General features: G+C 61.5%; 18 protein-coding genes. 4 read left to right on the forward strand and 14 right to left on the reverse strand.

The window, feature by feature from the left end:
* Nucleotides 1–8: 8 nt before the first annotated feature.
* Together ftsH and rlmE are read right to left on the reverse strand one after the other, a co-directional pair.
* A complete protein-coding gene (gene ftsH / locus OCX61_RS23690) occupies nucleotides 9–1,913 on the reverse strand; it encodes an ATP-dependent zinc metalloprotease FtsH (RefSeq protein ID WP_152955897.1) in 1,905 nt (634 codons plus the stop codon).
* A gap of 201 nt (nucleotides 1,914–2,114) precedes the next feature.
* Entirely contained in the window at nucleotides 2,115–2,741 is a 627-nt protein-coding gene (gene rlmE / locus OCX61_RS23695) for a 23S rRNA (uridine(2552)-2'-O)-methyltransferase RlmE (protein ID WP_054885642.1), read from the reverse strand.
* Nucleotides 2,742–2,843: 102 nt separating this feature from the next.
* Here rlmE and OCX61_RS23700 point away from each other — a divergent pair, with 102 nt between their 5' ends.
* Nucleotides 2,844–3,152 (forward strand): YhbY family RNA-binding protein, encoded by a 309-nt coding sequence (locus OCX61_RS23700; RefSeq protein ID WP_085677204.1) that lies wholly within the window; start codon nucleotides 2,844–2,846, stop codon nucleotides 3,150–3,152.
* Between the two features lie 12 nt (nucleotides 3,153–3,164).
* Here the strand turns inward: OCX61_RS23700 and OCX61_RS23705 are convergent, their stop codons facing one another.
* The 8 genes from OCX61_RS23705 to grpE form a co-directional block, all read right to left on the reverse strand.
* On the reverse strand, nucleotides 3,165–3,614 hold the full coding sequence (locus tag OCX61_RS23705; RefSeq protein WP_079226471.1) for an MFS transporter: 450 nt from the start codon (nucleotides 3,612–3,614) through the stop codon (nucleotides 3,165–3,167).
* The gene (gene greA, locus OCX61_RS23710; RefSeq protein WP_177326679.1) at nucleotides 3,592–4,074 is read right to left on the reverse strand and encodes a transcription elongation factor GreA; all 483 of its coding nucleotides are present in this window, start codon (nucleotides 4,072–4,074) and stop codon (nucleotides 3,592–3,594) included. The genes OCX61_RS23705 and greA overlap by 23 nt, the downstream gene beginning before the upstream one ends.
* Entirely contained in the window at nucleotides 4,071–7,292 is a 3,222-nt protein-coding gene (gene carB, locus OCX61_RS23715) for a carbamoyl-phosphate synthase large subunit (RefSeq protein WP_261941626.1), read from the reverse strand. Before carB ends, greA begins: the two co-directional genes overlap by 4 nt.
* A gap of 106 nt (nucleotides 7,293–7,398) precedes the next feature.
* Entirely contained in the window at nucleotides 7,399–8,535 is a 1,137-nt protein-coding gene (carA, locus tag OCX61_RS23720; RefSeq protein ID WP_261941627.1) for a glutamine-hydrolyzing carbamoyl-phosphate synthase small subunit, read from the reverse strand.
* Nucleotides 8,536–8,862: 327 nt separating this feature from the next.
* Nucleotides 8,863–9,666, reverse strand: coding sequence for a 4-hydroxy-tetrahydrodipicolinate reductase (gene dapB, locus OCX61_RS23725; protein WP_016501648.1), 804 nt, complete (start codon nucleotides 9,664–9,666; stop codon nucleotides 8,863–8,865).
* 13 nt (nucleotides 9,667–9,679) lie between these two features.
* On the reverse strand, nucleotides 9,680–10,804 hold the full coding sequence (gene dnaJ, locus OCX61_RS23730; protein ID WP_261941628.1) for a molecular chaperone DnaJ: 1,125 nt from the start codon (nucleotides 10,802–10,804) through the stop codon (nucleotides 9,680–9,682).
* Nucleotides 10,805–11,001: 197 nt separating this feature from the next.
* A complete protein-coding gene (dnaK, locus tag OCX61_RS23735; RefSeq protein ID WP_261941629.1) occupies nucleotides 11,002–12,927 on the reverse strand; it encodes a molecular chaperone DnaK in 1,926 nt (641 codons plus the stop codon).
* A gap of 102 nt (nucleotides 12,928–13,029) precedes the next feature.
* Nucleotides 13,030–13,584: a nucleotide exchange factor GrpE gene (grpE, locus tag OCX61_RS23740; RefSeq protein ID WP_261941630.1), complete on the reverse strand. Its 555-nt coding sequence runs from the start codon at nucleotides 13,582–13,584 to the stop codon at nucleotides 13,030–13,032.
* 191 nt (nucleotides 13,585–13,775) lie between these two features.
* On the opposite strand from grpE, the gene recN reads away from it, so the two are divergent.
* Entirely contained in the window at nucleotides 13,776–15,449 is a 1,674-nt protein-coding gene (gene recN / locus OCX61_RS23745; protein WP_261941631.1) for a DNA repair protein RecN, read from the forward strand.
* Between the two features lie 189 nt (nucleotides 15,450–15,638).
* Here recN and fur read toward each other — a convergent pair whose 3' ends face one another.
* Nucleotides 15,639–16,043 (reverse strand): ferric iron uptake transcriptional regulator, encoded by a 405-nt coding sequence (fur, locus tag OCX61_RS23750; protein ID WP_046788147.1) that lies wholly within the window; start codon nucleotides 16,041–16,043, stop codon nucleotides 15,639–15,641.
* Nucleotides 16,044–16,140: 97 nt separating this feature from the next.
* On the opposite strand from fur, the gene OCX61_RS23755 reads away from it, so the two are divergent.
* Nucleotides 16,141–16,674 carry an outer membrane protein assembly factor BamE gene (locus OCX61_RS23755; protein WP_261941632.1) on the forward strand — a complete coding sequence of 178 codons (534 nt, stop codon included), beginning with the start codon at nucleotides 16,141–16,143 and terminating at the stop codon, nucleotides 16,672–16,674.
* A 61-nt stretch (nucleotides 16,675–16,735) separates the two neighbouring features.
* Here the strand turns inward: OCX61_RS23755 and OCX61_RS23760 are convergent, their stop codons facing one another.
* Together OCX61_RS23760 and OCX61_RS23765 are read right to left on the reverse strand one after the other, a co-directional pair.
* A complete protein-coding gene (locus OCX61_RS23760) occupies nucleotides 16,736–17,026 on the reverse strand; it encodes an RnfH family protein (protein WP_261941633.1) in 291 nt (96 codons plus the stop codon).
* Nucleotides 17,019–17,453, reverse strand: a complete 435-nt coding sequence (locus tag OCX61_RS23765; RefSeq protein ID WP_261941634.1) for a type II toxin-antitoxin system RatA family toxin — start codon at nucleotides 17,451–17,453, stop codon at nucleotides 17,019–17,021. Before OCX61_RS23765 ends, OCX61_RS23760 begins: the two co-directional genes overlap by 8 nt.
* 163 nt (nucleotides 17,454–17,616) lie before the next feature.
* Here OCX61_RS23765 and smpB point away from each other — a divergent pair, with 163 nt between their 5' ends.
* Nucleotides 17,617–18,099 (forward strand): SsrA-binding protein SmpB, encoded by a 483-nt coding sequence (smpB, locus tag OCX61_RS23770; protein ID WP_003249914.1) that lies wholly within the window; start codon nucleotides 17,617–17,619, stop codon nucleotides 18,097–18,099.
* 124 nt (nucleotides 18,100–18,223) lie between these two features.
* Here the strand turns inward: smpB and OCX61_RS23775 are convergent, their stop codons facing one another.
* A complete protein-coding gene (locus tag OCX61_RS23775; RefSeq protein ID WP_261941635.1) occupies nucleotides 18,224–18,991 on the reverse strand; it encodes an FCD domain-containing protein in 768 nt (255 codons plus the stop codon).
* Nucleotides 18,992–19,051 lie beyond the last annotated feature (60 nt).

The raw sequence follows: 19,051 nt of genomic DNA on the forward strand, positions 1-19,051 counted from the left end.
AGATGCCCTTAGTGTTGAGCTGCCGGGCCGCCGATCGGCGATTCCGGGCGATCGTTCTGGGCAGTCGGGGTGCCCGAATCCTTGTCATCGTCCCAGTCACGGGGTTCGCGTGGAGTACGACCAGCCATGATGTCGTCAATCTGATCGGCATCAATGGTCTCGTACTTCATCAGGGCTTCGGTCATTGCCTCGAGCTTGTCGCGGTTGTCGATCAGCAGCTGCTTGGCCGTGGCATAGCATTGGTCGATGATGCTGCGCACTTCGGAGTCGATCAGCTTGGCAGTCTCGCCGGATACACTGGCGTGCTGGCTGGCGGCACTACGTCCGAGGAATACCTCGCCCTCCTCTTCTGCATACATCAGCGGACCGAGCTTTTCCGACAGGCCCCACTTGGTGACCATGTTGCGAGCGATCTGGCTGGCTCGCATGATGTCGTTGGATGCACCGGTGGTGACACCATCAAAGCCCAGGGTCATCTCCTCGGCGATACGGCCGCCGTACAGCGAGCATATCTGGCTGATCAGCGCGCGCTTGGACAGGCTGTAGCGGTCTTCTTCCGGCAGGAACATGGTGACACCCAGGGCACGACCACGCGGAATGATCGAAACCTTGTAGACCGGATCGTGCTCAGGCACCAGGCGACCGACAATCGCGTGCCCAGCCTCGTGATAGGCGGTGTTCCGCTTTTCCTTCTCGGACATGACCATGGTCTTGCGCTCGGCACCCATCATGATCTTGTCTTTGGCCAGTTCGAATTCTTTCATTTCGACCAGGCGCTTGTTGGAGCGGGCGGCAAACAACGAAGCCTCGTTGACCAGGTTGGCCAGATCAGCACCGGAGAAGCCTGGGGTACCACGGGCAATGACCGCCGGATTGACGTTTTCGCCAACCGGCACCTTGCGCATGTGCACCTTGAGGATCTGCTCACGGCCACGGATATCCGGCAGGCCGACCACGACCTGACGGTCGAAGCGACCAGGGCGCAGCAGTGCCGGGTCGAGCACGTCCGGGCGGTTGGTGGCGGCAATGACGATGATGCCATCGTTCATTTCAAAGCCGTCCATCTCTACCAGCAGCTGGTTGAGGGTCTGCTCACGCTCGTCGTGACCGCCGCCCATGCCGGCGCCACGGTGGCGACCGACGGCGTCGATTTCGTCGATGAAGATGATGCACGGCGCGTGCTTCTTGGCCTGTTCGAACATGTCACGAACACGGCTGGCACCGACACCGACGAACATCTCGACGAAGTCGGAACCGGAAATGGTGAAGAACGGCACCTTGGCTTCACCGGCAATGGCCTTGGCCAGCAGGGTCTTACCGGTACCGGGCGGACCAACCATCAGCACGCCGCGCGGAATACGGCCGCCCAGGCGCTGGAACTTGCCTGGGTCGCGCAGGAACTCGACCAGCTCGCCCACCTCTTCCTTGGCTTCGTCGCAACCGGCGACGTCAGCCAGGGTAGTCTTGACCTGGTCTTCGGACAGCAGGCGTGCCTTGCTCTTGCCAAAGCTCATCGGCCCGCCCTTGCCACCTGCACCACCTTGCATCTGGCGCATGAAGAACATGAACACGGCGATGATCACCAGGATCGGGAAGCTGGCCACCAGCAGTTGCGTCCAGATGCTCTGCTGCTCGGGCTGCTTGCCTTCGACGACCACGTGGTTGTCGACCAGGTCGCCGATCAGGCCATTGTCGGTGATGGCCGGGCGCACGGTCTTGAAGTTGTCGCCGTCAGCGCGCTTGCCGGTAATGATGTAGCCGTCGACGGTCACACGCTCGACCTTGCCATCCTTGACCTGCTGGATGAAGTCGGAATAGTTGAGGGTCTGCGGCTCGTTAGGGCTGGAGAAGTTGTTCATCACTGTCACCAGGACAGCTGCGATGATCAACCACAGGATCAGATTCTTTGCCATGTCGTTCAATTCGCTACCCTCTGAGGCCGGCGCACGACGCAGCCGTGCCTCGCATGATATTCATCGCCCTAACTTACTACATTACCTACGCATCCGCAGGCACCGTCTGTAACCCTTTGTGAAACCTAGACTACACGAAGTTCGGACAATCCAGACGGGGCGGCCGATTGGAAATAACTATCAGCCACCCCGCAACACGCCTCATGCCCCTTTGAACCCCCTGCCAAGCAGGTACTGCTCACGGGAACGGTCCCGCGAAGAAGACGGCTTGCGCATCTGCACCTTGTCAAACTTGCTACGCACGTCCTTGAGGTACATGTCGAAACCTTCGCCCTGGAAGATCTTGATCAGGAAGTCCCCGCCCGGCTTGAGCACGCGGGTCGCCAGATCCAGGGCCAGCTCGCAGAGGAACATGGCTCGCGGCATGTCCACTGCAGGCGTACCACTCATATTGGGGGCCATGTCGGAAATCACAAGGTCTACGTGCGAATCCCCGACCGCCTGAAGAATCTGCTGCAGCACTTCATCCTGGGTGAAGTCGCCCTGAATGAAGGTCACATCAGGGATCGAGTCCATCTCCAGAATGTCGGACGCAATCAGGCGCCCCTGGCCACCAATCAGACGACTGGTCACCTGCGACCAGCCTCCGGGGGCCGCGCCGAGGTCGATCACGCTCATGCCCGGACGAATCAGGCGGTCTTTTTCCTGGATCTCCAGCAGTTTGTAGCTCGCACGCGAGCGGTAGCCATCCTTCTGTGCCTGTTTCACAAAAGGATCGTTGAAATGCTCTCGCAGCCAGTTTGCGCTGCTTTTGGAACGTTGTACCACGGGGCACCTCGATGATATGCGTCGTGATTGACTGGGCGGAGCCGGTGGCCCTCGGGTAAAATGCCGGTCAATTTTACAGAATCAGACGGAAAGGGTCAGATTATGCCGCTCAATAACGAGCAGAAGAAGCAATACAAGTCCATTGGTCATGACCTGAAGCCGGTCCTGATCGTTGCTGGCAACGGCTTGAACGAAGGCGTTATCGCCGAATTGGAGCGTGCGCTGGCCGACCACGAACTGATCAAGGTCGAAATTCGCTCGGAAGATCGCGAAGAGCGCGCCGCCGCCATTGCCGAACTGTGCAAGGTTGGCCGTGCCGAGCTGGTACAGACCATCGGCAAGAAGGCGCTGATCTACCGCAAGAACCCACAACCAAACAAGCAGCTGTCCAACATCCACCGCTACAAGTGACGGTGGCTCCGCTCAGTGGCGCGCCTGGCGCGCCCTGACCGGGACTGGTTGGGCCACCAGCACGATGCCGGAGAAGCCCAGCACCAGGAAACAGAACATCTGCCAGCGCTCGCCGACCGAGATGCCGTAGCGCAAGGTGTAGTACCCCACGCAGGCTGCAAAGCCCAACAACAGCATCTGCCCGCGAAACTGCCGCCACCAGGCCGCCAGGCCGTCCACCCTCGCCAACACCGCCAGCTGGGTCAACAAGCCAAGCAACGCCACGCCGATCAACCAGCGGTCGATCTGCCCGGCGACATCCTGCACCAACAAGGGTGCAAGGCCACTGACTTTCAGCGCCGGCACCAGCCCCACATGGAACACCCACAGGCCACCGACCCAGAAAACCTGGGCCAGCTGCCAGAGGATCCCCTCGAGGGATGGCGCCCGCAGGCGCCGGTCAGATGTGTTTGACTTCGACAATCTCGTACTCGACCGTACCGCTTGGCGTCTTGACCACCACGGTGTCACCTTCTTCCTTGCCAATGATGGCACGGGCGATCGGTGCGCTGCTCGAAAGTTTGCCTTGTTTCACGTCAGCTTCATCTTCGCCAACGATCTGGTAGGTCACTTCGTCATCGGTCTCGGTGTTGGCCAGCACCACGGTGGTGCCGAAAATCACCTTGCCGGTGTGGGCGATGGTGGTGACGTCGATCACCACCGAGTTCTGCAGACGGCCTTCGATATCGCGGATGCGCGCCTCGACCATGCCCTGCTCCTCACGGGCGGCATGGTATTCGGCGTTTTCCTTGAGGTCGCCCAGCTCACGCGCTTCACCAATGGCTTGGCTCAGGCGCGGGCGCTCGGTCTTGCTCAGGAAGGTCAGCTCCTCTTCCAGGGCGCGAGCGCCCTGGACGGTCATCGGGTACTTGGTCATGCTCATGCTTTGAGTCCTGCATGCAGATCCTGCAGGCGACGAACAGTCTTCTCGGGACCGAATTTCAGCGCCTCGCAGATGGCTTCACCGGCCGCAATGGTAGTGGTGCAGTAGATCTTGTGCTGCAGCGCATTGCGACGAATCGAGTAGGAATCGGCGATCGACTGGCGGCCTTCGGTGGTGTTGATGATCAGCGACACTTCGTCGTTCTTGATCATGTCGACCACGTGCGGACGACCTTCGGTCACCTTGTTCACACGGCGCACTTTCAGGCCAGCGGCTTCGATGACCTTGGCAGTGCCTGCCGTTGCAACCACTTCGAAGCCCAGGGCGATCAGGTCGCGCGCCACGCCAGCCACTTGCGGCTTGTCGTCGTCACGCACGCTGATGAACGCGGTACCGCCGGTTGGCAGCACTTCGCTGGCACCCATCTGGGCTTTGGCGAAGGCTTCACCGAAGCTGTCACCGACGCCCATGACTTCACCGGTCGATTTCATCTCAGGGCCGAGGATCGGGTCAACCCCTGGGAACTTGGCGAACGGGAAGACGGCTTCCTTGACGCTGTAGAAGTTCGGGATGATTTCCTGGGTGAAGCCCAGCTCTTTCAGGGTTTTGCCGGCCATGACGCGGGCTGCGATCATTGCCAGGGAGGTGCCGATGCACTTGGACACGAACGGCACGGTACGCGAGGCACGCGGGTTGACTTCGATCACGTAGATCTTGTCGCCCTGCAGGGCCAGCTGCACGTTCATCAGGCCGACAACGCCCAGCTCCAGGGCCATTTTCTTGACCTGTACGCGGACTTCGTCCTGCACTTCCTTGCTCAGTGAGTAAGGTGGCAGCGAGCACGCGGAGTCACCGGAGTGAACACCAGCCTGCTCGATGTGCTGCATGATCGCGCCGATCACCACGTCGGTGCCGTCGCAGACCGCATCCACGTCCATCTCGATGGCGCAGTTGAGGAAGTGGTCGAGCAGTACCGGGCTGTCGTTGGACACCTGTACGGCTTCACGCAGGTAGCGCTTGAGCTCGTCCAGTTCGTAGACGATCTCCATGGCGCGGCCACCCAGTACGTAGGACGGACGCACGACCAGCGGGTAACCGATGCCGCCAGCAGCGCTGATGGCTTCTTCTTCGCTGCGCACGGTGGCGTTTGGCGGCTGCAGCAGGTTCAGGCGCTGAACCATCTGCTGGAAGCGCTCACGGTCTTCGGCACGGTCGATGGCGTCCGGGCTGGTACCGATGATCGGTACGCCGGCTTCTTCCAGGGCGCGCGCCAGTTTCAGCGGGGTCTGGCCGCCGTAGTGAACGATGACGCCCTTCGGCTTCTCGACGCGGCAGACTTCCAGCACGTCTTCGAGGGTCAGCGGCTCGAAGTACAGACGGTCGGAGGTGTCGTAGTCGGTGGAGACGGTTTCCGGGTTGCAGTTGACCATGATGGTCTCGTAACCGTCTTCACGCAGGGCCAGTGCAGCGTGTACGCAGCAGTAGTCGAACTCGATACCTTGGCCGATACGGTTCGGGCCACCACCGAGGATCATGATCTTGTCGCGGGTCGACGGGTTGGCCTCGCACTCTTCCTCATAGGTCGAGTACAGGTAGGCGGTGTCGGTGGCGAACTCGGCGGCGCAGGTGTCGACGCGCTTGTACACCGGGAACACTTCCAGCTTGTGGCGGTGACGGCGCAGGTTCTTGTCGGTGATGCCGAGCAGCTTGGCCAGGCGCTGGTCCGAGAAGCCCTTGCGCTTGAGGCGCAGCATGTAGTCCTTGTCGATCGACGACAGGGCCAGGGTCTTGACCTTCTCTTCTTCCTTGATCAGGTCTTCCATCTGCACCAGGAACCACAGGTCGATGCCGGTCAGCTGGAAGATTTCCTCGATGGTCATGCCCGAACGCATGGCGTCGGCGACGTACCAGATACGCTCGGCGCCCGGCACGGTCAGTTCGCGCTTGAGGATGCTGGCGGCTTCCGGGCTGGCCAGGTCGACTTTCGGGTCGAGGCCGCAGGCGCCGACTTCCAGGCCGCGCAGGGCTTTCTGCAGGGATTCCTGGAAGGTACGACCAATGGCCATGACCTCACCCACGGATTTCATCTGGGTGGTCAGGCGGGCGTCGGCTTTCGGGAATTTCTCGAAAGCGAAGCGTGGCAGCTTGGTGACGACGTAGTCGATCGACGGCTCGAAGGACGCTGGCGTGCGACCGCCGGTGATGTCGTTCTGCAGTTCGTCGAGGGTGTAACCAATGGCCAGCTTGGCGGCGATCTTGGCGATCGGGAAGCCGGTGGCCTTGGAAGCCAGGGCGGACGAACGCGAAACGCGCGGGTTCATCTCGATCACGACCATGCGGCCGGTGTTCGGGCAGATACCGAACTGCACGTTGGAACCGCCGGTTTCCACACCGATTTCACGCAGCACCGCCAGCGAGGCGTTGCGCATGATCTGGTATTCCTTGTCGGTCAGCGTTTGCGCAGGTGCGACAGTGATCGAGTCACCGGTGTGCACGCCCATCGGGTCGAAGTTCTCGATGGAGCAGACGATGATGCAGTTGTCCTTCTTGTCACGGACCACCTCCATCTCGTATTCCTTCCAGCCGATCAGCGATTCGTCGATCAGCAGCTCTTTGGTCGGCGACAGGTCCAGACCACGGGTGCAGATTTCTTCGAATTCTTCACGGTTGTAGGCGATACCACCGCCAGTGCCGCCCATGGTGAACGACGGACGGATGATGCACGGGAAGCCGAGCTTCTCGAGGACCGCATTGGCCTCTTCCATGCTGTGGGCGATACCGGAGCGCGGGCACTCCAGACCGATGTCCTTCATGGCCTTGTCGAAGCGCGAACGGTCTTCGGCCTTGTCGATGGTGTCGGCGTTGGCACCGATCATCTCGACGCCGAACTTTTCCAGAACGCCGTGGCGCTCCAGGTCCAGGGCACAGTTCAGTGCAGTCTGGCCACCCATGGTCGGCAGTACGGCGTCCGGGCGCTCTTTTTCGATGATCTTGGCCACCGACTGCCATTTGATCGGCTCGATGTAGGTGGCGTCGGCCATGGCCGGGTCAGTCATGATGGTGGCTGGGTTGGAATTCACCAGGATGACGCGGAAACCTTCCTCGCGCAGGGCTTTACAGGCCTGGGCGCCGGAGTAGTCGAATTCGCAGGCCTGGCCGATCACGATCGGGCCAGCGCCGAGAATCAGGATGCTTTTGATGTCTGTACGTTTTGGCATGGTTGTCACTCAAATCCGCGGGTCAGTCGGCAAGCCGTCTTGAACAATCTGGGTCAGGCGCTTCCGGGCGCGGCGCGAGCCGGCCCGGGGCCTTGATGCAGGATGCTCAGCGGCGCTTGGCCATGGCATCGGTGAAACGATCGAACAGTGGCGCGACGTCGGTCGGGCCTGGGCTCGCTTCAGGGTGGCCCTGGAAGCTGAACGCGCACTTGTCGGTGCGCTCGATACCCTGCAGGGTGCCGTCGAACAGCGACTTGTGAATGGCGCGGACGTTGCCCGGCAGGGTGGCTTCGTCAACGGCGAAACCGTGGTTCTGGCTGGTGATCATGACCACGCCGGTGTCCAGGTCCTGGACCGGGTGGTTGGCACCGTGGTGACCATGGCCCATCTTCACGGTCTTGGCGCCGGAGGCCAGGGCCAGCAGCTGGTGACCGAGGCAGATGCCGAATACCGGAATCTCGGTTTCGAGGATTTCCTTGATCGCCTGGATCGCATAGTCGCATGGCTCCGGATCACCAGGGCCGTTGGACAGGAACACGCCATCCGGATTCAGCGCCAGCACTTCGCTGGCCGGGGTCTGGGCAGGCACCACCGTCACACGGCAGCCGCGGGCGACCAGCATGCGCAGGATGTTCAGCTTGACGCCGTAGTCGAAGGCGACCACGTGGTACGGCAGGTCGGCAGCATCGATGGTCGGGTGGCTGTCGGTTTTCAGTTCCCACACGCTGGAGCGCCATTCGTAGCGCTCCTTGGTGGAAACGACCTTGGCCAGGTCCATGCCCTTCAGGCCAGGGAAGCCGCGGGCAGCAGCGATGGCGGCTTCTTCGCTGATGTTGTCACCAGCCAGGATGCAGCCGTTCTGAGCGCCTTTTTCGCGCAGGATACGGGTCAGGCGACGGGTGTCGATGCCGGCGATGGCGACGACGTTGTTGGCCTTGAGGTACTCAGGCAGCGACTGGGTGTTACGCCAGTTGCTGGCCAGCAGCGGCAGGTCACGGATGACCAGGCCAGCGGACCAGACACGGTTCGACTCGGCGTCTTCCGGCGTGGTGCCGGTGTTGCCGATGTGCGGGTAGGTCAGGGTAACGATTTGCTGCGCGTAGGAAGGGTCTGTAAGGATTTCCTGGTAGCCGGTCATAGCGGTGTTGAATACCACCTCACCAACGGTCTGACCGTCGGCACCGATAGCTTCACCGCGGAAAATACTGCCGTCGGCAAGGGCGAGTATGGCTGGCTTTGTCAAGAAGACCTCCCGTAAATCAAGCATGAAAGGGCGATCGCAGGTTGCAAAAAAGCGGAGTGACGTATGGACACGTCACCCCGCTTTTATGTGCTGAATTCAATTCGCTGCGCGCTTTTAGTGGACACACTAAAGCTGTAGCTTACAGAAAAGTGCGTTTTCGGTCTACCGCATATGTGCCTCCAAGACACATGATTGCGACAGACTGACATCGGCGTCGCCTGTTTCGCGGATAAACCCGCTCCCACAGGGGCCGCACAGCGCCTGAGCCCTGCATAAATCCCGTGGGAGCGGGTTTACCCGCGAACAGGCCAGCACCGCTTGAACGACTTAGCGCAGCTCGAGCACGTCCTGCATGTCGTACAGGCCCGGCTCGCGCCCATCCAGCCACAGCGCCGCACGCACCGCACCCTTGGCGAAGGTCATGCGGCTGGAGGCCTTGTGGGTGATTTCCAGGCGCTCGCCTTCAGCGGCAAACAGCACAGTGTGATCACCCACCACATCGCCGGCACGCACAGTGGCAAAACCGATGGTCTTGCGATCACGCGCGCCGGTCTGCCCCTCACGGCCGTAGACCGCCACTTCCTGCAGATCACGCCCCAGCGCATTGGCAACCACTTCCCCCATGCGCAGCGCGGTGCCTGAAGGGGCATCGACCTTGTGCCGGTGATGCGCCTCGATAATCTCGATGTCGACATCATCGCCCAGCACCCGTGCCGCCATATCCAGCAGCTTGAGGCTGAGGTTGACGCCCACGCTGAAGTTGGCCGCGAACACGATCGGGATATCCTTGCCCGCTTCGGCCAGCAACTGCTTCTCCTCGACGCTGAAACCGGTGGTGCCGATGATCATCGCCTTGCCGTGTTTGCGACAGAAGGCCAGGTTCTTCAGGGTCACTGACGGATGAGTAAAATCGATCAGCACGTCGAATTCGTCGGCGACCTTGGCCAGGTCATCGGACAGCAGAACGCCAATCCGGCCGAGGGCCGCCAGTTCACCGGCATCAGCACCGACGAGCGAGCTGTCAGGGCGATCGATTGCCGCCGTCAGCCCCGCACCAGGGGTTTGCTGCACAGCTTCGATGAGGGTCTTGCCCATCCGCCCTGCTGCGCCCATTACCGCAATACGTCGCATAGCCTATTCCTTGTCAAAGATCGCCAAAGAAGCGTTTCACGCCATCGAACCAGCCACTGGCCTTGGGCGAATGGGAGCTGTCGCCTTCCAGCGAACTGCGCAGCTCTTCGAGCAATTCACGCTGACGGCGGCTGAGGTTGACCGGGGTTTCCACCGCCACACGGCACAGCAGGTCACCCGCACCACCGCCACGCACCGGCGCCACACCCTTGCCACGCAAGCGGAACTGCTTGCCGGTCTGGGTGCCTTCCGGAATTTTCAGTTTCACGCGACCATCGAGGGTCGGCACTTCCAGTTCGCCACCGAGGGCGGCATCGGTGTAGCTGATCGGCACTTCGCAGTACAGGTGCTTGCCATCACGCTGGAAGATCTCGTGCTCACGCACGTTGATCACGACGTACAAGTCGCCGGTCGGACCACCATGGGTGCCCGCCTCGCCCTCACCGGACAGACGAATGCGGTCGCCGGTATCGACACCCGCCGGCACCTTGACCGACAGGGTCTTGTATTCCTCGACACGGCCTTCGCCGTGGCACGAGGTGCACGGGTCGGTGATGATCTTGCCCTGGCCATGGCAACGCGGGCAGGTCTGCTGCACCGAGAAGAAGCCTTGCTGCATACGCACCTGGCCGATACCGCCGCAGGTCGGACAGGTCGACGGGGTCGACCCCTTCTTGGCGCCGGAGCCGTCACACGGCTTGCAGTTGACCAGCGTTGGCACGCGGATGCTGACCGTGGTGCCACGCACCGCTTCTTCCAGGTTCAGCTCCAGGGTGTAGCGCAGGTCGCTGCCGCGCTGGGCACCGCCACGGCCACCGCCGCGACCACCACCGAAGAAGTCGCTGAACACGTCGCCGAAAATGTCGGAGAAGTTGGCGCCACCGAAGCCGGCACCACCGCCACCCATGCTCGGGTCGACGCCGGCGTGGCCGTACTGGTCGAACGCTGCACGCTTGCTCGCATCAGACAGTACTTCGTAGGCCTCGTTGGCTTCCTTGAACTTGTCTTCCGATTCTTTATCGCCCGGGTTGCGGTCCGGGTGGTACTTCATCGCCAGGCGGCGATAGGCCTTTTTGAGGTCGGCTTCGCTGGCGCCGCGCTCGACACCCAGGACCTCATAATAATCACGCTTGGACATAGGTCATTTGCACCTTGTGGGGCGTCTGGCATCTGCGCCGCGCCATCAGCACCTGCCTGCAAGCCACGAATGGCCCGGACAAATGCTGTAAAAAATCTCGAATTCCAGATACACCAACGCGGGAGCAAGCCCCCGCGCGGCGACATCCTACCAGTTCACCGGCACACGCCGGTGAACGGGTCGACAGCATGCAACGATTACTTCTTGTCGTCGCCTTTCACTTCTTCGAACTCGGCGTCAACCACGTCATCGTGCTTGGCTTCCGGCTCGGCTTGCTGGGCGCCGCCCTGAGGCTGTTCGGCCTGCTGCTCGGCGTACATCTTCTGAGCAACCGGAGCCGAAACCTTGGACAGCTCTTCGACCTTGGCGTCGATGGCAGCCTTGTCGTCGCCTTTGACAGCGGCTTCCAGGGCAACCACGGCGGCTTCGATCGCGGTCTTCTCTTCAGCAGTGACCTTGTCACCAGCGTCAGCGACCATCTTGCGAGTCGAGTGCACCAGCGCGTCACCCTGGTTACGGGCAGCGGCCAGCTCTTCGAACTTGCGGTCTTCCTCGGCGTTGGCCTCGGCGTCACGCACCATGCGCTCGATTTCTTCGTCCGACAGGCCGGAGTTGGCCTTGATCACGATCGACTGGGTCTTGCCAGTGGCCTTGTCTTTGGCGCCCACGTGCAGGATGCCGTTGGCATCGATGTCGAAGGTCACTTCGATCTGCGGCACGCCACGTGGCGCTGGCGGAATGTCAGCCAGGTCGAACTTGCCCAGCGACTTGTTCTGCGCAGCCTGCTTACGCTCACCTTGCAGCACGTGAATGGTCACGGCGCTCTGGTTGTCGTCGGCAGTCGAGAACACCTGCGACTTCTTGGTCGGAATGGTGGTGTTCTTCTCGATCAGCGCAGTCATCACGCCGCCCATGGTTTCGATACCCAGGGTCAGCGGGCTGACGTCCAGCAGCAGTACGTCTTTCACGTCACCGGCCAGTACGGCGCCCTGGATGGCAGCACCCATGGCCACGGCTTCGTCCGGGTTGACGTCCTTGCGCGCTTCTTTACCGAAGAAGTCGGCAACGGCCTTCTGCACCATTGGCATACGGGTCTGGCCGCCGACCAGGATCACGTCGTCGATCTTGCCAGCGTCGATGCCGGCGTCTTTCAGGGCGATGCGGCAAGGCTCGATGGTACGGTTGACCAGGTCTTCGACCAGCGACTCCAGCTTGGCGCGGGAGATCTTCACGTTCAGGTGCTTGGGACCGGTGGCATCTGCAGTGATGTACGGCAGGTTGACGTCGGTCGACTGAGCGGAGGACAGCTCGATCTTGGCCTTTTCAGCGGCTTCTTTCAGGCGCTGCAGAGCCAGTGGATCGTTCTTCAGGTCCATGCCGGACTCTTTCTTGAACTCGTCGACGAGGTAGTCGATCAGGCGCATGTCGAAGTCTTCGCCACCCAGGAAGGTGTCGCCGTTGGTAGCCAGTACTTCGAACTGGTGCTCGCCATCGACTTCGGCGATTTCGATGACCGAAACGTCGAAGGTACCACCACCCAGGTCATAAACGATGACGGTGTGGTCGCCCTTGGCCTTGTCCATGCCGTAGGCCAGCGCAGCAGCGGTCGGTTCGTTGATGATACGTTTCACGTCCAGACCAGCGATGCGACCGGCGTCTTTGGTAGCCTGGCGCTGGCTGTCGTTGAAGTACGCCGGAACGGTGATGACCGCTTCGGTAACGGGCTCGCCGAGGTAGTCTTCGGCGGTCTTCTTCATTTTCTTCAGGACTTCGGCACTGATCTGCGGCGGTGCCATTTCCTTGCCGGCGGCTTCTACCCAGGCGTCACCGTTGCCGGCTTTGACGATCTTGTAGGGAACCAGCTTGATGTCTTTCTGCACGACGTCTTCTTCGAAGCGGCGGCCGATCAGGCGCTTCACTGCGAACAGGGTGTTGTGCGGGTTGGTGACAGCCTGGCGCTTGGCCGACTGACCCACCAGGATTTCGCCGTCGTTGGCGTAGGCCACGATCGAAGGGGTAGTACGCGCGCCTTCGGCGTTTTCGATGACCTTGACGTTACCGTTTTCCAGAATGGAGACGCACGAGTTGGTGGTCCCCAGGTCAATACCGATGATTTTGCCCATGTTATCTCTCCCGAAACTTGAATTTGGTGGCAGCGGCTACTTCTGGCCAACTGCGGTAATACTTGAACGCTTGACACCTAGATGGGGATGCCCCGACAGATTTCAAGCCTTCTCATCGATAGAAGGTTGCGGGGCCGCCGGCGCCTTGCTCACCACCACCATGGCAGGGCGCAGCAGGCGGCCGTTGAGCAGGTAGCCCTTCTGGAACACGTTGAGCACGCTGTTCGGCTCGACGTCGGCGCTTTCCTGCATGGCCATCGCCTGGTGGTGCTCGGCATTGAATGGCTGGCCGTGCGGGTCGATGGCTTCGAGGTTGTAGCGCTTGAGGGTGTCCTGGAACATCTTCAGGGTCAGCTCGACACCTTCACGGGTGTTCTTGACCTGCTCGTCTTCAGGGTCGAGGTGGGTCAGGGCCATCTCCAGGCTGTCGATCACCGGCAGCAGGTCGCCCGAGAACTTCTCGAGGGCGAACTTGCGGGCCTTGTCGACTTCCTGTTCAGCGCGGCGAATGCTGTTCTGCGCTTCTGCAGCGACACGCAGGGACTGATCCTTGGCGGCGGCCAGCTGCTCCTCGAGCTCCTGAACGCGGGCGCCGTTATCCAGTGCACCAGCCTCTTCGGCATTAAGGTCTTTCTCATTCAGCTGTTCGTCAGCCATGGGTTCTCTCCTGGGCAATTTCTGTTGTACGAGCAAAGCTCGCCGTGTCTGCCGGCTATATGGGGCCGGAAAAACCAGCTTCAAGGGGCAAGTGGGTTTTGCAGGCCGCAACAGAATCCGCCAGAGGGCATTGGCAGGGCTGAAAAAAGTACTGTATAAATAACCAGACCTGAACTTCGGGAGCCGCCCCCATGCTGGTGCACCTGTCCATTCACAACTACGCCATCGTCGAGCACCTCGACCTCGAAATCGCCCGCGGCATGTCGGTCATCACCGGCGAGACCGGTGCAGGCAAATCGATCATGCTCGACGCCCTCGGCCTGGCCCTGGGCGACCGTGCCGACAGTGGCGTGGTGCGCCCCGGCACCGACAAGGCGGACATCCTTGCCACGTTCGACCTGGTGGACATCCCCGAAGCCCATGCCTGGCTGGCCGAGCGCGACCTGGACAACGACGGGCTGTGCATCCTGCGCCGGGTGATCACCGCCGAAGGCCGCAGCCGCGGCTACATCAACGGCACCCCCTGCCCGCTTGGCGACCTCAAGGCGCTGGGCGAGCTGCTGATCGACATCCACAGCCAGCATGAACACCAGTCGCTGCTCAAAACCGACACCCACCGCCGCCTGGTGGACGAATACGCCGGCGCCATCGACCTGGCCCGCCAGGTGCAACTTGCCGCCAAGCGCTGGAACCAGACCCGCCTGGAACTCGAGCGGCTGAGCAATTCCGGCGACGAGCAACGCGCCCGCCACCAGCTGCTCAGCTATCAGCTTGAAGAGCTCGATAACCTCGGCCTGGGCGAAAACGAACTGGAGCAACTGGAGCAGGAGCACAAGAACCTGACCAACGCCGAAGCCCTGTTCGGCATCTGCCGCCAGGTCATCGATCAGTGCAGCGAGAGCGATTCGGGCAACGTGCTCAGCGCCCTCACCTCCAGCCTCAACCGCCTCGGCGCCGCAGCGAACGCCCCGCGCGCGCTGGGCGAGGCCGCGAACATGATCGCCAGCGCACAGATTCAGGTAGAAGAAGCGATGGGCGAACTCAACCGCTTCCTCGACAACTTCGATGCCGACCCCATGCGTCTGCAAGCCCTGGAAGAGCGCCTGGATACAATCTATACGCTGGCGCGCAAGCACCGCGTGCACCCCACCGAGCTGCCGCACCTGCAGCAACAGCTGATGGACGAACTGGAAGGCCTGAACGCCAGCGACGAGTCGATCGAGCGCCTGGGCGAGGAGCTCGACGCCTTTGCCCAGCACTATAAAGAGAAGGCACTGGAGCTGAGCGCCCTGCGCCAGCAGGCAGCCAAGCAGCTGGCCGTCGCGGTCGAGCAGGAAATCCAGCGCCTGGGCATGCCGGGCGGCCGGTTCTGCATCGAACTCACGCCCAATGAAGGCAACGACCTGTCACCGCACGGCCTGGAGCAGATCGAACTGCTGGTCAGTGCCAACCCCGGGCAGCCGCTCAAGGGCCTGGCCAAGGTGGCGTCCGGCGGCGAGCTGTCGCGTATCAGCCTGGCGATCCAGGTAATCACGGCGCAGACCTCGCGCATTCCCACTCTGGTGTTCGACGAAGTGGATGTCGGCATCGGCGGCCCGACGGCCGAAATCGTCGGCCAGCTGCTACGCCGCCTGGGCGAGCGCGGGCAGGTACTGACCGTGACACACCTGCCACAGGTGGCCGCACAGGGTCACCATCACCTGTTCGTGCACAAGGTGCGCAACAGCGATACCACCCACACCGCAGTGGCTAGCTTGGGCAAGCGCGAGCGGGTCGAGGAAGTGGCCCGCATGCTGGGCGGCATCGACCTGACCAAGGAATCCCTGGCCCATGCGCGCAAGATGGTGGTTTCCGGCAAGGCTTGAGATCTACTTCGCCCAATTCGCGGGCAAGCCCGCTCCCACAGGACCTTCATAGGCCTTAAGCCTGCCGAAATCCTGTGGGAGCGGGCTTGCCCGCGAAGAGGCCGGTAGAAGCAGTGCATCTTTCTGCCTGCCCCAAACGCACAAAGGCGACCCGAAGGTCGCCTTTGTCATTCATAACGCGCTAAATCGTTACTTTTTCTTACGCACATAGAGGACCAGGTTGTGGTCCACGAGCTCGTAGCCATGCTCGGCCACGATCTCTTTCTGGCGACGCTCGATTTCAGCGTCCATGAACTCGATCACTTCACTGGTATCCACGTTGACCATATGGTCGTGGTGACCGCCGTCAGCCAGCTCGAACACCGCGTGGCCACCGTCGAAGTTGTGGCGTACCACCAAGCCAGCCGCTTCGAACTGGGTCAGTACGCGATAGACGGTTGCCAGACCGACGTCCTCGCCAGCCTCCATCAGCGCCTTGTAGACATCCTCGGCGCTCATGTGACGTTGCTCGGTAGAGTCGAGCATTTGAAGGATCTTGACTCGAGGCAGTGTCACCTTGAGACCGGCTTTGCGCAATTCGCTATTTTCAACCATGGTCAGCTTTCTCGCCGATGCTGCTTCGCAGCTTCTCTTAATACGGGTATGATCGGGGTTTACGTTGTCCAGCCAAGATAGTGGAAGTCGCCCACCGATGCAAAACACCAAGCTCTTGCTAAACAGCCTCGCCCTCGCGGGACTGCTCGCACTCGCCGGTTGCTCGTTTCCCGGGGTTTACAAAATCGACATCCAGCAGGGCAATGTCGTCACGCAAGACATGATAGACCAATTACGCCCCGGAATGACCCGTCGGCAAGTAAGGTTTATCATGGGCAACCCGCTGCTTCAGGACACCTTCAACACCAACCGTTGGGATTATCTGTACAGCCTGCAACCGGGTGGCGGCAAACGCCAGCAGGAACGCATGAGCATCTTCTTCAACGACAGCGACCAACTGGTCAGCCTGTCCGGCGATTTCATGCCAGGCGTAAGCCGCGACCAGGAAATCCTCGGCGGCAGCAGCGACACAACTGTCAGCCCGAGCACCCAGCCAGAGCAGGCCAAGCCGCAGCCGGTAGAAAAACCCGCCAAGCCAGGCTCGACGGAAGAGTCCATCCAGCGCGAGATCGACACCATCGAGACCACCCCAGTGCCGACACCGGCACCGCTGGAAACCTCGCCGCAGTAATTGCCGGCCAGATGAAAAAGCCCGGACCATGGTCCGGGCTTTTTATTGCCAGCCAGTTCAGCTAGCGCTTGGCCTTGGCCTGTGCAGCGCGCTGCCTGCGCGCCTCTTTGGGGTCGAGCAGCAGGGGCCGGTAGATTTCCAGGCGATCACCCTCCTCGACCAGGCGCTCGTGCGCGTCCGCTACCTGCTTGCCGAAAATGCCCACAGGGCATTGCTCGACATCCAGCCCGCCAACCTGCACGGCAATCCCGGACAGGCGTAGCGCTTCACGCACGGTCGTCCCATCCGGCACGTCACAGGCCAACAGCCACTGGCGCTCGGCCGTAGCGTAGGCCACCTCGACTTTAACCATTGAGCTGCTTGGCACGCTGGCAGAAGGCATCCACCAGGGTATTGGCCGCCTGGTTGAACAGCGGCCCCAGCGTGGCTCGCACGATCGCCCCGGCATAGTCGAAGGTCAGGTCCAGGCTGATCTTGCAGGCTTTTTCACCGAGTGGCTTGAACACCCACAGGCCATGCAGCTGGGTGAACGGCCCCTCTTCCAGGTTCATCTCGATGGACTGCCCCGGCACCAGCACATTGCTGGTGACGAACTGCTGACTCATGCCGCCTTTGGCCACTTCCAGCTTCGCCCGCATGTGCGTGCCACTGGCCTCGATCACCGTCGACGCCGAGCACCAGGGCAGAAATTCAGGGTAGCTGGCCACATCATTGACCAGATCGTAGAGCGCCTGGGCAGGGTACGGCAGCAGGGCGGAGCGTTGAATATGGGTAGTCATCCAGGCGTCACTTCCAAGGCTGGTTGGCGGCGCTTCGCAGCGTGCCGAAAACAGGTTCTGTGCATAGAACAGGCCTTGTATTGTCCGGTATTCATTGCAGTGGCTCAAGCACACCGAAATCCCATAGCCGACCACGTGATGACTTGCCTATAATGCCGCCCCTATGGCTAAACAAAAGAAACATCCGACCGGGACCATCGCGCAAAACAAAAAGGCGCGACACGATTACTTCATCGAACACAAGTTCGAGGCCGGACTGGTCCTGTCCGGTTGGGAAGTAAAAAGCCTGCGGGCCGGCAAGGCGCACCTGACCGACAGCTACGTGCTGCTCAAGGATGGCGAAGCCTGGCTGTTCGGCAGCCACATCACCCCGCTGACAACCGCCAGCACCCACGTCATCGCCGACCCCACGCGTACCCGCAAGCTGCTGCTGAACAAGCGCGAGCTCGAGCGCGTGGAGGCTGCCGTGGCGCAGAAGGGCTACACCTGCGTGGCCCTGGCGCTGTACTGGAGCAAGCACCTGATCAAGTGCGAGATCGCGCTTGGCAAGGGCAAGAAGGAGTTCGACAAGCGCGACACCATGCGCGAACGCGACTCCAACCGCGAGCTGCAGCGTGCGGTGCGGAACAAGGGCAAGGAAGAGTAAATCTTCTTAAGCCTGTTCCGGCCTCTTCGCAGGCGAGCCCGCTCCCACAGAGATAGCGTCGAATTCAAATTCAGCGCTGCACCTGTGGGAGCGGGCTTGCCCCGCGAAGAATCCAGCACCGAGCTTAGCGCCCGCTGCGCCGCTCCGCTCGCGCCACCCGCTGGGCCTCGTCCTGCGCCTCTTCCAGCACCTCCTGCACATACAGAATGTGCCGGCTGGACACCTCCCGCGCATCCTCCGCCCTGCCCTCGACAATCGCCAGGTACAACTCGCGGTGCTGACTGATCAGCATGTCGCGTGTTTCCGTGCGCTGCTGATACATGCCACCGATGTTGGTCACCACGTTGCGCTTGAGCAGGTCGAACAAGCCACGGATCGTATGCAGCAAAACCGCGTTATGGCTGGCCTCGGCAATCGCCAGGTGGAAGCGCGCATCGGCCGCGCCCTCCTCCGCCCGCGTCACCTCGTCAGCCCGCGCGTAGCAATCCTGCAAGGTATCGAACGCTGCCTTCAGGCGCGCACGATCCGGCTCGGTGGCTCGCTGGGCCGCGTAATAGGCACATGACGCCTCCAGGGTATGGCGAAACTCGAGGAGGTCGCGCTGCGCCTCGGCACTTTGCTCGAGCAACTGCAGCAATGGGTCGCTGAACGTCGAGCCGAGCGATTCGGCTACGTAATTGCCACCCCCCTGGCGGCTCACCAGCAGCCCCTTGGCCACCAGCTTCTGAATCGCCTCACGCAGTGACGGGCGCGACACACCGAACTGTTCGGCCAGGACACGCTCCGCCGGCAGCCGCTGCCCGGAGGTCAGCGTGCCTTCCAGAATCATCCCTTCCAACCGATCGACGATGTCGTCGGACAGGCGCCGTTGGCGGACCTGATCAAAAACCATCACATGCTCTCCACAAACCCCCGGCCAATTTCAGGGGGCGTCTATTCTCGCCGATCCACG

It is taken from the genome of Pseudomonas sp. LRP2-20 (assembly GCF_024349685.1).
Classification (GTDB): domain Bacteria; phylum Pseudomonadota; class Gammaproteobacteria; order Pseudomonadales; family Pseudomonadaceae; genus Aquipseudomonas.